The organism is Nocardia sp. NPDC003999 (assembly GCF_053604885.1).
Window position 1 is genome coordinate 20,428 of sequence record NZ_JBSGIB010000016.1, and the last position, 14,560, is coordinate 34,987.

12 protein-coding genes and 1 tRNA gene are annotated in these 14,560 nt (G+C 66.6%); 5 read left to right on the forward strand and 8 right to left on the reverse strand.

The window, feature by feature from the left end:
• Positions 1 to 362 precede the first annotated feature (362 nt).
• The gene (locus ACWESM_RS26460; RefSeq protein WP_452494038.1) at positions 363 to 992 is read right to left on the reverse strand and encodes a hypothetical protein; all 630 of its coding nucleotides are present in this window, start codon (positions 990 to 992) and stop codon (positions 363 to 365) included.
• A gap of 609 nt (positions 993 to 1,601) precedes the next feature.
• Positions 1,602 to 1,675 (reverse strand) — tRNA-Met (locus ACWESM_RS26465).
• A gap of 548 nt (positions 1,676 to 2,223) precedes the next feature.
• On the opposite strand from ACWESM_RS26465, the gene ACWESM_RS26470 reads away from it, so the two are divergent.
• The 5 genes from ACWESM_RS26470 (at position 2,224) to ACWESM_RS26490 (ending at position 6,854) form a co-directional block, all read left to right on the forward strand.
• The gene (locus tag ACWESM_RS26470) at positions 2,224 to 2,904 is read left to right on the forward strand and encodes a helix-turn-helix transcriptional regulator (RefSeq protein ID WP_364433290.1); all 681 of its coding nucleotides are present in this window, start codon (positions 2,224 to 2,226) and stop codon (positions 2,902 to 2,904) included.
• Positions 2,905 to 2,985: 81 nt separating this feature from the next.
• A complete protein-coding gene (locus tag ACWESM_RS26475) occupies positions 2,986 to 4,944 on the forward strand; it encodes a M13 family metallopeptidase (protein WP_452494041.1) in 1,959 nt (652 codons plus the stop codon).
• A 55-nt stretch (positions 4,945 to 4,999) separates the two neighbouring features.
• Entirely contained in the window at positions 5,000 to 5,254 is a 255-nt protein-coding gene (locus tag ACWESM_RS26480) for a DUF2283 domain-containing protein (RefSeq protein WP_364433284.1), read from the forward strand.
• Positions 5,255 to 5,331: 77 nt separating this feature from the next.
• Complete coding sequence (locus tag ACWESM_RS26485) at positions 5,332 to 6,141, forward strand: ABC transporter permease (protein WP_397280095.1); 810 nt, start codon at positions 5,332 to 5,334, stop codon at positions 6,139 to 6,141.
• Between the two features lie 2 nt (positions 6,142 to 6,143).
• Positions 6,144 to 6,854, forward strand: a complete 711-nt coding sequence (locus ACWESM_RS26490; RefSeq protein ID WP_364433278.1) for an ATP-binding cassette domain-containing protein — start codon at positions 6,144 to 6,146, stop codon at positions 6,852 to 6,854.
• On the opposite strand, the gene ACWESM_RS26495 is transcribed toward ACWESM_RS26490, so the two are convergent.
• The 6 genes from ACWESM_RS26495 to ACWESM_RS26520 are packed head-to-tail and all read right to left on the reverse strand — an operon-like array spanning position 6,776 to position 14,558.
• Positions 6,776 to 7,336: a hypothetical protein gene (locus ACWESM_RS26495; RefSeq protein ID WP_412807118.1), complete on the reverse strand. Its 561-nt coding sequence runs from the start codon at positions 7,334 to 7,336 to the stop codon at positions 6,776 to 6,778. The two genes, ACWESM_RS26490 and ACWESM_RS26495, sit on opposite strands and share 79 nt — an antisense overlap.
• Positions 7,333 to 8,328, reverse strand: a complete 996-nt coding sequence (locus ACWESM_RS26500) for a DUF6895 family protein (RefSeq protein WP_364433272.1) — start codon at positions 8,326 to 8,328, stop codon at positions 7,333 to 7,335. Before ACWESM_RS26500 ends, ACWESM_RS26495 begins: the two co-directional genes overlap by 4 nt.
• Positions 8,325 to 9,119, reverse strand: coding sequence for an ABC transporter permease (locus ACWESM_RS26505; RefSeq protein WP_355073488.1), 795 nt, complete (start codon positions 9,117 to 9,119; stop codon positions 8,325 to 8,327). The genes ACWESM_RS26500 and ACWESM_RS26505 overlap by 4 nt, the downstream gene beginning before the upstream one ends.
• The gene (locus ACWESM_RS26510; protein WP_364433268.1) at positions 9,116 to 10,042 is read right to left on the reverse strand and encodes an ABC transporter ATP-binding protein; all 927 of its coding nucleotides are present in this window, start codon (positions 10,040 to 10,042) and stop codon (positions 9,116 to 9,118) included. The genes ACWESM_RS26505 and ACWESM_RS26510 overlap by 4 nt, the downstream gene beginning before the upstream one ends.
• A gap of 14 nt (positions 10,043 to 10,056) precedes the next feature.
• Positions 10,057 to 11,448: a lanthionine synthetase C family protein gene (locus ACWESM_RS26515; protein WP_364433266.1), complete on the reverse strand. Its 1,392-nt coding sequence runs from the start codon at positions 11,446 to 11,448 to the stop codon at positions 10,057 to 10,059.
• The gene (locus ACWESM_RS26520; RefSeq protein WP_452494046.1) at positions 11,445 to 14,558 is read right to left on the reverse strand and encodes a lantibiotic dehydratase; all 3,114 of its coding nucleotides are present in this window, start codon (positions 14,556 to 14,558) and stop codon (positions 11,445 to 11,447) included. Before ACWESM_RS26520 ends, ACWESM_RS26515 begins: the two co-directional genes overlap by 4 nt.
• Between the last annotated feature and the right edge of the window lie 2 nt (positions 14,559 to 14,560).

The window sequence follows — 14,560 nt, forward strand, 5'->3', positions numbered from 1 at the left end:
GCGTCGCGGCCGTAGCGGCGTCGGTAGAACTCTTGCCCGGAACGAATCAGCTGGTCATCGGGTCGCTGAGATCGAAGGATAGCGGTAGGAGACGCCGCGCTGGCGTACCTGCGCGGCTGCGCCCGACGCGTCCGCCGAAAGGCGGGCGTCGGGCGCAACCTGCCGGTCGGCGGTCAACGACCGCCTGGTGGCGCGTCGGTCGGGTCATCTACTCCCAGCACTCGCTCGGCCCGTCGCAGGACGAGGCAGCGCGAGGAACAGATGACGTGGATTTCGAGAGCGCGCCGGGCTTGTCCCTCGGTGAGTTCGCCCGGATCGGTGAAGCAGTCGCCGATATTGGAAGTGACCGATCGCATGCGAGATCAGCCGACTTTCACTGGGACGACCGCGACGGCGGCGAATCGAGCACGACCGACGGTAAGGGCGACCAAACCGGCATTGCCCGCCGTGGAAATCATCGGACCGGCGATCGAAACGAATTCGAACCCGCTCACCAGGAGCACGCCGAGCAGGCCGAGGCCGTTCGCGAGTGCGTTCGCCGCGAACGTTTGCCACGTTTCCTCGTGCGGTTTGGACCATACATGCCGGAGCGTTGGAATTGTGGCGATGAGATTGGCGCATATCGCGAACAGCGCGCCGAATGCCTTTTCCTGTACGCCGACCGTCACCAGCACGCATGCGATCGAGGAGACCAGGCAGGCCCAATCGATATTGTCTTCCGGCCGCAGGCCGGACCCGCGGGTGATGCCGACGACGATGACCGCCGCGTTCATCGCCGCCGCGGCGGCGTTGATGGCTGCGGCCAGATAGCCGCCCTCGAGGTACGCCACCGCCGCGAACACCGTGTTCGCGGTGCACCAGGCCGCCCACGACGCGATGCGCGGCCGGGTGTCCCCTTCCAGTATCCCCGCCAGGTACGCGATGACGCCGAACAATGAAATGCCGACGCTGAGACACGCCAAAGACGAGCTCACATTCCAGAAATCACTCACGCGGAACTTTCCTCACAGATTGTTGTCGTTGCACGCAGAGATGGCCGACATTGGCGATCGAATCATTACGAACACGCCGAAGGAGACAAGGCGGGTGCGGTGATGGGAACCGGGGGTTGCCTGCGGGAAAACACTTCGGGATGATTTGTCCAGGTGACTCGAAAGTATCGTGACATGACAACTCGGACGTCACCAATCCAGGACGGTGCCGTAACCATCTTTTAACCGCCGATTCGCAACCGCGATCGACGGCTGGTCATTCTGCCGGAGATTCGGATGTGAGCTACGGAACAGGCAAGCGTCGAACCGTATCGTAGGATTGCGCACGTCGGAGTAAGCGACATCAGCAGTCAAAGAATCTGCACTTCGACTGTCGGGGTTCCCGACGTCAGCGGCAAGGGTCTACGCGATGCGCTCAGCGTCGGATCCTCGCCGACCACCTCGCTGGACCGCCGGCTCTCCGTGCATCGCTGAGACCTCGCCGGATCCGGAAGCCGCGGCGTTTAAGAGGTGTAGTGCTCGGACGACCCGCTGTGCGTGGACCATGGTCGCGACTCGACCCGGCAAAAGAGAAACGGCCCGGAGCGTGTGCTCCGGACCGTTCCGCAGTAGCGGGGACAGGATTTGAACCTGCGACCTCTGGGTTATGAGCCCAGCGAGCTACCGAGCTGCTCCACCCCGCGTCGGCTTTTCCAACAGTACACATGGTGGGCGCGAATAGCCCAATCGTGCTGGTGAGAGGGCATGTTGCGGGTGACTCGGCGAGGCCTGGGCAATCTTTTGCGCACGGGTGGAACCGAATGCGCCGACGCCGCGTCCAACCATGTGACGAGAAGTATCCGACGCAGATTGCGAGACGAGGAGTGGAAGGTGACGTCCAGCGTGCGGTCGGTGGCACGAGCCCGGGTGGCCCGCTGCAAGAGCGTGGTGCGTCAGCGGCGCGGCCGCAGGATCCGGCCGATGGGCCGCGGTGTGGTGGTGGTCCCGGCGACCGGCGTGGCTGCGCCGAAGCACCATCGCGCCTATTGTGACGGTACTCGAGGTACAGGGTCGAAGGCTTGCCGCTCGGTCGGGGGCTCGAGTACTGCCCGTCCTGCGCGTAGCGCCGGCGGATAGGTAAGAGGCGCGCGAAAGCGCGCTGAGCGAAGTGAAGGGGGCTTTCTTGAACGCCGTTCGAACCAGTAGGGATTCCGAACAAGCAACCGGGCGTGTCGCATTCGTCCATCCGGGCTTGCGTGACTATCTGGATCCCGCGGATGGGTCGTGGGGGAGCGTGTTCGGGCCGCATTTCGAGTTGGAGTTCGCCGACTACGACCAACTGGCCATGCGCAGGGACGCCGGCGGCGCCCCGATCGTGCTACCCGTCAACAGTGAAACCCAAGCCGAAAGCCTGCGGTCGGTTCGCGCCCGGCACGCCATGGGGCTCATCGTCGCGGTCACCGATGACGTCGGTGGTTACTCGACCTATGCCGCGATACGCTCCGGCGCCAACTTCGTGATCAACGTCGCGATATCCGTCGAGCGTCAGGCCGACCTCGTTCGCGCGCAACTCCTCGACCGCACGCGCTCGGCACCGGGGAAGCCGCTCCCGGCGGTGCTCGGTGCGGTGACCGGCCGCGAACCGAACGAACCGGCACGGCAACGCCTGCGCGGCCGGTCCGCTACACCGGCCACCGGCGCGGATCAGTCCGGCCGAGATGGTCTGACCGAGTCGGACACCCGGCTGCTGCGCATGCTGCGCACGTCGATGACCGTCGCCGAGATCGCGCGCCTGAACTATCTTTCGGAGCGGTCGATGTATCGACGCATCCGCAGCCTGTACGACACCTTGGGCGTGGGCAGCCGGGCAGAATTGGTCGGTTCGGAACATCGAGCGGACGTGTCCTTTCCGCTCACCGTGCTGCGCGGCTGATCGGTAGCGACGGTGCTGTCGAATTCGCCCGCAAAAGTGAGCCGTCGTATCGCATTGCGCACGTTCGGAGTGGTTGCCGCCGTGGCTGTTCCGTCTGCTTGCCGTCCGGCCGCACCACCCGGCGTGCCCGGCCCGGATGGGCTCGACGAGACTGTCCGTCCGCAGGACGACCTCTACCGGCATGTCAACGGGAGGTGGTTGCGCGACTACCGGCTGCCTCCTGATCAATCGGTGAGCAGCCCGATAACCGAAGTGATGCGGCGCGTCGAACAACAACTCTCGACCGTCATCCAGGAAATCCGCGAACCCGGGCTCGGTACGTCCGAGCAGCAGGTGCGCGACCTGTACGCGGCCTGCCTGAACACCGCGGCTGTCGAACGCCTCGGCACGACGCCGCTCGCCGACCTCTTCGCGGCGATCGACGCGGCCGCGTCCAGATCCGAGTTGGCCGGCGTCATGGGCATGCTGCCGATTCCGGGAGTCATCTCTCTGTATGTCGACATCGATGCCAGGGATGCCCGCCGATATGTCGCCACCCTCGCGCAGTCCGGTCTCGGGATGGACAGCCGGTACTACCGGAACTCCGATCTCGGCGCGCACCGTGACGCGTACCGGGCATTCTTGGCGCGAGTCGCGGCCGTCGCGAATTTCGCGGATCCGGCGGGCATGTCCGACCGAGTGTTCGAACTCGAGCGGCAGCTCGCCGTCGCTCACTGGGACGCGGTGCGAGACCAGGACGCCACGGCTACCTACAACCCGATGCGCTGGTCCGAAGTATGCGGTCTGGCAGATGATTTCGACTTCGACGCGTGGCGCGCCGGACGAACGTCGCGGCCACCGGAACTGTTCGCCCATGTCGTGGTGCGGCAGCCCGACTTCATCACCGCGGTCGGCCGGCTGTGGGCCGATACGGATATCGCGCACTGGCGTGACTACCTACGATTGAGTCTGCTCCAGGAGTTCTCTCGTTTCCTGCCCTCCGGAATCTCCGACGTCAATTTCGAGTTTCGCCGCAAGTTCCTCGGCGGTGCGGGCCGGCCGGCCGAACCCTGGCAACGAGCGGTCGCCACGGTGAACGCCGAGTTAGGCGACCAGCTGGAAAAACTCTATGTGGCGAAGCATTTTTCGGCCGCGGCCGAGGCCGCGCTGCGCGAGCTGGTCGACGATCTGTTCGCGGTCTACCGTGTAGCATTGCTCGACTCGCTATGGATGTCGCAGTCCACGCGTTCGGCCGCCGTCGCCAAACTCGACAAGATCACGATGATGATCGGCTCCCCGCGGCACCGACCGGACTGTGCGGGCGCGTCGGTCGATCCGGACAAGTTGATAGATTCGCTGCGCAGCATCCGCGATCTCGCCAGGCGGCGGGAGTTCGACCGACTTGCCACTGCGGTCGACAAGGGCGACTGGACAACCACCGCGCAAACCGTCAATGCCTTCTACAACCGATCGACGAACCAAGCCGTCTTTCCCGCCGCCTTCCTGCAGGCGCCATACTTCGACAAGGACGCGGATCCGGCGGTCAACTACGGCGCGATCGGTGCGATCATCGGGCACGAGATCGGCCATGCCTTCGATGACCAAGGCGCTCGATACGACGGTGACGGCAGGCTGCGCGAGTGGTGGACTGCCGAGGACCGCGCCGCGTTCGACGCTAGGACCAAGCAATTGGTCGATCAGTACGACAGCCTCGTTCCCGAGGGTTTCGATGCCACACACCGGGTGAACGGGCGGCTGACCGTCAGCGAGAACATGGCGGATCTGCGCGGTCTCCAGGTGGCGGTCGCCGCCTACCGACGGGCCGCGCTCCGCCGGGGCACCGTGCCGGACTTTCGCACACTGTTCTTATCGTGGGCGCGGTGCTGGCGGGTAAAACAGACACAACAGTTCGCCGCCGCGGCGCTGGCCGCGAACAGCCACGCACCGAGTGAGTTCCGAGCCAACCAAGTTGTCCGCAATGTATCGGAGTTCTACTCGGCCTTCGACGTCACACCGCGAGATCGACTGTTCCTTCCACCAGAGCAGCGAGTCGTTCTGTGACGAAGCGCCACCTGAATTTTGCTTTTCCAGAAGTAACGACGACAAGGAATACGATATGCAACTCGACTATCTCGACTACCTGACCTGGGACGAACAGCACAACATCGCCTATCTTGCGCTTCGGCAGAACAACAAGGGGCCGCGCCACGCTGCCCGCACCCTGCGCGTACGCGACGAGGACAGCGGCGAGATCGTCGCCGCCCTCGACTTCGGCGACGACGGCGAACTCATCGGCATCGAGTTGCTGAACGCGGACGTCCAGCTCGGCGCGGCGTTGAAGAGGAGGGCCCGCGCGGGGGAAGGCGAGTGACCCGGTCGCGCCGGACGTGAACCGCATCGCGTTCGACAGCTACAACCTCGATGGAACCGAACGACTCGAGGAGAGATATGGCCGCCACCGTGGCACGCTACGGGCCCGACCTTCGCCCACGGCGAGACCAGCCGAGTTTGTGGGACGTCACCGCGACAGAACTGGCGAGGATGCGTCGCGGCTTCATCGGCTGGTTCGCCATCCTGGTACCTGTCATCATCACCGTTCCGCTGTATCCCATGTCGTTGGCATCGCCAGAAGGCCGGTCGGGCCATACCTGGACGGTGTTTCGCGACGTGGTTCTCGAAGGCTGGGGCGTCCTGATCCCCATGACGGCCGCATTGCTGGCCGCCCTCTCGGTGCGAGCTGATCAGGACGCCTGGCGGTTGCTCTTCTCGTACGCGGTGCCGCGCAACAAGTACCTGCTCGCCAAGTATCTCGGGCTGGCCGCGCTGACCGCGGTGTCCACTACGCTGCTCGCGTTGCTGCTCAGCGTCGGGGCAGCATTGAGCGGCCGGTTCGGGACCAGCGTCGCGACTATCGTCGCCGCGTCCTACCTGCCTTGGCTGGCCGGGCTCGGTACCGCGGCAGTGGCCCTGGTCGTCTCGGTGGTTTGGGGCCTGGGCCCCACCATCACGACCGGTGTCGTCGGCATGATGTCGGGCATGCTCATCGCGGACAAGAGCTGGTGGATGGCGGTGCCGTTCGCCTGGCCCATGCGCGTGATCCTGCCCTTGGCCGGGATCGGCCCCAACGGCGTTCCCCTACCGGCCGACAGTCCGGTCCGGGACCACGGTGTCATACTGCCGGCCATCGCGCTCTCGATCGGACTCGCGGTGCTGGTTCTGGCTCTTGGCTCGCTCCACATGACGCGCAAGGAGATCTGACCGTGTTTGCTTTGGAAGTGGCGCAGCTGCACAAGCACTACGGAAAACACCACGCTCTCGACGGCGTCGATCTGTCGGTCCGCACGGGAGAGGTCTACGGGCTGCTCGGCCCGAACGGCGCGGGCAAGTCCACCTTGATGAAAACCGTTCTGGGGCTTCAGCGGCCGACCAGCGGCGTCATCCAGTTGTTCGGCCGACCCTATGATCGGACGCTGCTGGTCGATGTCGGCGCATTGATCGAGACACCGGGATTGTGGCCGAAACTGGACGCGGTGACGCATCTGCGCATTCACGCCCGACTGCGCGGTGTGCCCGAGGAGTGGATCGAGGAGACCTTGGCCGTCGTGCAGTTGACCGAGGTCCGAACCCGCAAGGTGCAGGCATACTCCCTCGGAATGCGCTGGCGTCTGGGTATCGCGATCGCTTTGCTGGCGCGACCGAAACTCCTACTGCTCGATGAGCCGACCAACGGCCTCGACCCGGTGGGCATCCGAGAGATGCGGGAACTCATTCGTACTCTGGCCGCCAACGGAACAACGGTCTTCATATCGAGCCACCAGTTGTCGGAGATCGCTCAGGTGTGTGACCGGGTCGCCGTTCTGGTCGCCGGAAAGACGCGCTACGAGGGCACCGTTCAGGGGATCGCGGGCGACGGTGATCTCGAGGAGGGGTTCTTCCGCATCCTCGAATCGTGCGGTTCGCAGATCCGCTGAAGCACTTGCACGCAACGCCGGGTGAGGGCGATTCGGATCGCCGTGTCGGCGGGCTCCTCGGTCCCGGGCACGAATCCGAATCCGCCGTCGACCTGTTGCTGCGCTAGCAGGAAGCCCACTGCCCGCGCGGGAATCGGCTGCTGGGTCAGTCCGAACTCGGCGCAGCCCAGCAGCAAGGTGGCAAGCGCGTCGAGGTCGTAGCGGCGGATCGCCAGCACCAGAAGTGAGTCCAGGACGGCGGCCCATTCGGCCGCGGATGCGCCCGAGGCAGCTGCGGCGTCGACCGCGGCCAGCGCACGCCAGCGCGTCGGATCGGAGCACAACATGGTCAGCGGTTCTCGAGGCGGCGAACCGGACCGTTGCGCGTTGCGCTCCGGTGTTCGGGCGGCCGGATGCTCCCTTGACGTCTCGGCCGCCAACCACTTCCGCGCAGCCGCCAAAGACCGGTCGGCGAGCGCCGGACCGGAATCAGTGGATCTCATCGTGCACGATGCCGTTCTCGCTCCGCTGCGGCCATCGCCGCAACCATTGTCGTGTGATGGCATGTTCCGAACGTGTATGCCTCGGCGACCGGGCCGCTCAGTCCCGACAGTCGGATCGGGTCGAACAGGGGACCCGGCACCGCACCGTCGGCCAGCCTGCGGCGAGTCAGCGTTTGCCATCCGTGCGCGGTGATCGCGCTGTCGTCCTGCGTGACCGCCAATAGGCACAGCATCAGCTCGCCCGCCAAATCCATGTCCCCGGCCGCGAGATAAGTCCCCAGCAGGGTCCGCATCGTGGCTACGAGCGCCGGTGCGGTACGCAGCGGCCGCGCTGCGAAATCCGTGGCATAGAAGACAACGTGGGTGAGCGCGTAGACCTCGTCGTCGCGCAGCCAGATCGGGTCGGGCTCCGCGGCGGCAATGGTCGCCCCGACCAACTCGTCCATCGGCGGCAGAGTATGCGGGAACCGGCCGAGCTCGAGCGCATACCGCAGCTCCAGACGGGACAGCGGCGGGTGCCAAGCGCCGTCCCGGCCACCGCATCCCGTTTCGAGTACCGTGCGCACCCGTTGCGCAGCACTTGGTATCGGGAAGCCGAGGTCAGCGAGCAAGGCCACCAAGTAGGCGCGATACGTGAACTTGTCGTCCGCACGCCCCAGTGCGTCGTGGAAGGCGGCCGCTTCCACCAGCGTGCGCGCCAGCCCGGTCGCGCCGTCGACGAGCGGGTGATCGCGCCATCGCCCACGACACAGCACACGGCACAGCACGAGCAGTTCGAGCGCAGCGCCCTCTGGGAACTGCCGGGCCGGCAGAAAACGATCCCACTGTGCTGGATCGAACCAGCGTAGGTTCGCGGCGAGCCAGTCCAGCGCCGCTTCCAGTATCGGAGTACTCGCTTCGTGATCGACCGCGGCCACTGCGGGCCATAGCGGAAAGCCGTGGACCCGGCCGCGCTGGTCCTCGGCGGGGTGCAGGCCGGTCGCCGACATCATCGCCCGATCCTGATGCGGATCGCGGCGGTGAAGAACAGCGCCAGGCACACCAGGACCAGCGCGTCCACGCCCATCGAAGCGAAGCCTGGCCCGCCGACCAATACCTGTCTGCCCATGTCGACCAGATAGGTCAGCGGATTGAGGCGAATCAACACCGAGAGCCAGGACGGCACCCCGGCGGGTTGGAACACCGAGCCCGAGAGAAACAGCATCGGCAGCATCGTGATCTGGACGCCGGCCTGCAACGTCTGGATCTGCCGCAGCGCGGTGGCCAGGAACAATCCGAGCAGGCTGAAGACCGCCGACCCGAACAGGTAGATCGCCGCGGCCGCCGCGATCTGCGCAGCTGTCGGTGACAATCCGAATACCGGCGCGCACAACAGCAACAGCGAACTCTGCGCCCCGACAACCACCCCGGTGCCGGCGACTTTGCCCATCGGCAGACACATCCGGGGCACCGGCGCGACGGTCATCTCGCGCAGCACGCCGAACTCTCGATCCCAGGCGTACGACAATCCGGTGGCGATTCCGATCGTCGCCACTTGGATGGCGATGATGCCGGGCAGGATATAGGCGCTGAAGGAGACCGTGCCCACGTTGCCGACCATGGCGTCGAAACCAACGGCATAGATGACGATGAAGAACAGCAACTGGGCGGCATTGCTGATCAGTAGTCCCGGACGACGAATCTGGCGTTGCAGGTCCCGGTACGCGATCACCGCAACGGCCCTGATGCTGCCGACCATGACGCGTTCCGGCCGATGGTCGGTCGTCGCCTGCGATGCGGTCACGGCATGTCCTTCCCGGTATGTGTAGTCGCGGCGGCGTAGACGTCGTCCATCGACGGGTTGTGCACGGTGACACTCAGAATCGGCAGCTGGAGCACGCGCACGATGTCGGCGACCCGCCGATCCGGCTCGGCGCACCGGATCTCCAGCGTCGTGAGCCCGGTGACCACCTCGAACCCGGCCGCGCGTAATTGCTCACCGGCCGCGGCGTCGTCGTGGGTCCGCAGCCGCACACAGGAGACGTGCAAATCGTCTTTGAGGTCTACCGGCGATCCCGATCGGCCGATCCTTCCACCGGCCATGATCACGATTTCGTCCGCGTACTCGGCTTCGTCGAGGTAATGCGTGGAATAGATCGTGGTGATACCGAGTTCGTCGCGCATGCGAAGCAGATCGCGCCAGAAGACCCGGCGAGAACGCGGATCGAGTCCCGTTGTCGGCTCGTCCAGGATGAGCAGACCGGGACGATGCAAGAGGGCGCGCGCCAGTTCGACCCGCCGAGCGGTTCCGCCGGACAAGCGTTCGACGGTGGCGCGCCGTTGCTCGGTCAGATCCAACAAAGCGAGCAGCCGATCGATCTGTGCCGCGGCGTCGACGCGGCGCATACCGAAGAGCCGGGCGTGAAACCACAGGTTCTGCTCGATGGTGAGTTCTTTGTCCAGCGTTCGTTCCTGGAACACCAGACCCAGCTGCGCGCGGGCACGCATCGGAGCGGTGCGCGCATCGTTGCCGAAGATACGCACGGACCCGGATACGGGCCGGGCCGCGGTGGACAGCACATTGAGCAGGCTGGATTTGCCCGCACCGTTCGGCCCCAGCAGCGCGGTCAGGCGGCCGGGGGCCGAACTCAGCGACACCGAGTCGACGGCCGACGTGGCGCCGTACCGCACGACGATCTCGGTGAGTTCGAAGGCGTTGACCGTCATCGGAAGTGCACCTTTCAGCTCAATGCCAGGACGCGATCCCACGGACGCGCGGGAGCCTCGGCCGCAGTGCCGAGCATCCCGTCCGGAATCACCGACAACAGCGCGCACGCCACCCCCGCGGAGCCCTCGAGGATCCCGGCGACATCCAGCAACTTGAACTCCGTAGGCCCCGGCGCCGACCGCGGATACCGCATCGGATGCCGGAAGCCGAATGGCGCGTCGGCATCCGCCATGGCCAAAATGGTGGAGGCGAGACGGGTTTTCGCGCCGAGCAGCACGTCGTCCCGCTCTGCCGTGCCGATTCGATGGACGATCTGCAGCAAGCCCGCGTAACCGTGGCATACCGTCGGCCCCGCGAGGGTCCAGCGCGATTCGTCCCTGGCGAGGGCATCGTGTAGAGCACGGACAGCGTGCAGGCGCCACTCGGCGATGTCGAGGGTTTCGCCCGCATGGTGTACCGCCGCCGCGACTCCCGGCGCGCCGTAGCACCAGGCGGTCCGCGTGAACAGGCTGCGCGGCGGTGCGGCGGCGACTTCGTCATCGAATCCGACTCGGCAGGGCCAGTACGTGCCCTGGTCGTCGGTGCGTATCCACCGGATCAACCACGTGACCATTCGCACCAGAGCCTCTCGCAGTCCCGGCACCTCGTGGCCACGGCGCAGGGCCAGCGACATGATCATGACCGGCCCTGGAATTCCATGCGCGAGACCTAGATTGAAGTCACCACGCGGGTAGTCGCGGCGGTCCTGCTCGACTGCTTGCCGTGCTGCGGGGACCCACCAACCAGGTACTTCATGGCCATCGACGGTGATCGGCCGGCTGATGGTCACCAGGTAACCGAGCGTCTCCCGCAGGGCGTGCTCGACCTGCGTGTCGTTCTCGACGGGATCCTCGACCGAATCGAGCAGCAGCCGTGCCGTGCCGGACAAGCCGTTGACGATGTCGTAGCACTCCCAGGAGATGCCGGGTCCCGGCGCGGCTCGGCACTGCCGCAGCCGGGTCAGTTGATCAGCGGCGAGCCACGCGGCGAGCCTGCGCCGCAGACCGGGATAGTGGTCGCGGCAGGTCTGGGTGGCCGCCAGCAAGGAAGCCGGTCCCGCGTACAGGCCCCGGCTCGGTTGATCGGGCAGCACGGCCCCCGCCGCTTGCACATGCCGATGAGTGACGCTGAACCAATCGGGAATTCTCGCGGCCAACTCCGCGTAGAACAGCGCCGTACCCGGCAGGCCGTTGGACAAGGTCGTCGGGCCCCACATGCCGGCGCCGTAGATGGGATCGCGGTTGTCCGGACGGCCGGCTATGCCGGCGACGGCGGCGGGGTCGCGGAGACGGGCGGCAACGAGCGACACTATTTCGGCGGCCCGCTCGGCCACCGAGCCGACCTGCCGCTGATCGACGTTGCTCATCGCGCGTAGTTCCTCCTGTTGAAGTTGTCCTGCACCGCTCCGCGGGCGATGGCGACGGCTGCCCGCTCCCGATCGCTGTCCCCACCGAAGAGCCGATTGCAGGTCATGTGCATCAGGCTGCCGATGAGCCGGTGGGGCCGTGTCCTGCTGCCCGCTGACGCGAGGCGCAGTTCGCCGACGGCCGCGTCTCGTGGCCGGAGTGCTTCGAGCGCCGCCGCCCCGTGCGGGTCGGCGCGCAGCGTGCTCCACCCGCCGTAAGGGTCGACGATCCCGCGCCAGCGCTGCGCATCCAGCCGGTATGTGCCGGGCAGGGTCTTGCGTGAGCCCGTCAGCGACAGCCAGGCCATCGCCGCGTCGTCGCTCCGGGCGCCGTGACCTGCCGGGTCCGCCTCTGGCAACCCGAAAGCGTCAGCGATCGCAGCGACGGAAACCGCCGCGAATGCGTCGAGCGAATGGGTGCACGTAGGCTCCTCGACCAGATCCAGGAAGCGGATCGCGGCCTCGCTGTCGGCTTCGAACACCCGCTCGGCTGCGGCCATCGCCGCCGCACCGCCGTATCGTTCGGTTTCGGCGTCGTACTGGTCGAGGCGATGAGCTCGGATCAGACCGCCGCGGTGCAAGTCGTCGAGTCGCCGGCCGAGCGGGCGTACGACGGCGCCCCAGATCTCGTCCGGCACGCCGTGGAAGCGAACCCGTAGATGCGGCCCGTCGGGGTCGGTGTACCGGATGAAGAACCAGCGGTCGCAACCATGCCCGCGTGCCTGCTCGACCAGTTCCGGCAAGTGAACGCGGAGGAAGTCGCTCTGGCGCGACGCCGGCAGGTACAACGCGAGAGACAGCCAGTCGCTTCCGAGTCCGGCCGGTCGGCGGTCCGGTTCCAGGTACCCGCCGTGCGGCGATCGGGCCGGTCGTGCATCGCGGCGCGACAGCGGGACGACCACCTCCATCGCGTGTCCGTGGATTCCGTCGGTGAAGTCGTCGTCGCCGGGCACCTCGTGGGCGACGATGGCCGGGTCCTTGCGCAGCTCGTCCCACAGCAGTTCCAGATGCGCCGGATCGGTCAGGTCGAACAGCAGCCGTTGATCCATCTGTACGGCCAGGATTCGATCCGGCACCCGCCATTCGCGGCGCCACTGATCGACCGCGGCGGCGAATTCCGATTCGGGCACATCGATCAGCGCGTCCATACGCCATACCGCGGGCGCGAGGACGAGGCGGCGGTGCCGGACGCGCGGCACGAACGGCAGCTCCGACAAGCCGGCCCAGGTCCACGGCTCCCACAACCGTTGGCCTTCGAGCCCGATCTCCCAGAGCAGTCGGGAGACGTTGGGCGCTTGCGTCATCGGGCTGATCATGGTGTTGAGCACTGGAACGATCTCGCGGCCGGTAGGCAAATGTATCGCGCATATTCGCTCCGTCGTCGCGCCGATGGCCACGTCGGCGAGCGGGATTTCGTCGATACCGGGAGCATCGGGCAGACCGACGCTGATCCGGACACCGCTGTGCGCCGTGGAATGCGCGAGGTTCGCGGCCTTGCCGGACCGGGGCATGAAGGACAGATCGACCCGGGCCGCATTCGTGACATGGACCGGAATCGCGCCGGACTCCGCCGCGACGTCCGCGCGGAGGTCCGGCGGCAGCAGGTCCGCGAACCGGGCCAGGGTCGCTCCGGCGTGGTGCGAGCCTGGACTCGGGGCTACCACGACACGGAAGTCACCGGCGGACAACGCGTCCAGCGATCGTGCGATGACGTGGAAGGTGATCTCGCACGAGTTCGGTACGTCGGCGGCTGGCTCGTCGCCGGGAATCAGCTCGTCGAGCAGCTCGTCGGACAGCTCGATCTCACGGGCGCCATCACGCAGGGCGGTGCCGATCAGGCGGTGCAACAACCGAATCCGGGACGCGTCACGGTCGATCGCCCGCTCCGCCGCCTCTTCACTGTTCGGCCAGCTGTATCCGGCGGGCGCACCCAGGCCCCGGGCGGGATCGAGGAGTTCACGGATGCCGATGATCCGATCGGTACCGTAGCGCTCCAGGAACTTCTCGTGATAGTCCCGCAGCGCTGCGAGCCCGAGCTTGGGTGCCGACATCCGCCACATCAGCGCCGCCGCCCGCTCGACTTCGGTGCGTACCTCGTCGGGGAGCTGAACCTCGACATCCAAGGCGGTGTCGATGTGCAGTGGCGTCTCGTGGGCGTGGAATTCGCGCGCCAAGTCGGCTGTCTCGATCAGCCGTGCGGTACCGGGACCCAGTGGTAGCCGGTCGCTCGACCGCCGGTGCTCGTCGATGTCGCGCAGTGCGCGCAACGCGTTCGCGATCGGCGCCGCAGGCTGGTCGATCTCGGCGAGAACCTCGATCACATGGCACAGCGGATCGCCGCCGTCCAGCGGCGGCCGCAGATCGGTAAGCAGGAATTCCTGCTCCACCAGCATTCGGATCAATTCGGCGACACGTGTCGGCGGGGCGCCGAACCGCGTCGCGGTCGTCGCGGTGAGCTCACCTACCGCGACGGTGCGCGCGGCCGCGTTGAGCACCACCTCCACCACGGGCGAGTCGCGTATCGAGACGACCGATCGGGTCGCTCCGTCCAGTGGCGCACCCAGCGGGGACGGACAATCGAGCACGACCCGCTCGCCGCGGCGGGTCAGCGCGGGGTGGGCACGAACACTCAAGCGGGGCAACAACTCCGGAAGGTCCTGCAAGTCGTGCACGACACCGAGGAGCCACTGCATGTCGAGGTGCGTCCTGGTGCGGTGGGCGGTGCCGCGATCGAGCTTTGCCGACGAGCCGAAGCGCCCGCCCGCCACACCGGAGAAAACCCCGAACGGAGTCGGTCGCGTGCGTGTTCTGATGTCGTAGCGCAGCACCGCCAGGGCGGCGCGACGCAACTGGCTCGCCTTGATCTCCGCGTGCTCTCCACGGTGGACGCGATCGAGCAGGCGGCCGAGACTCGGCGTCGCCAGCATGATCGCGGCGCGCAGCTCGTGGTCCGCCACCGCGGCTCGCACGATGTCGAGGTGGCTGCCCGTCGTCGGCAAACCGCTGCCCCCGACGCGCAGCGGAGCCCGGAGCAGGAAGACGTCCCATGCGCGGAAGATCGAATCCGACACCA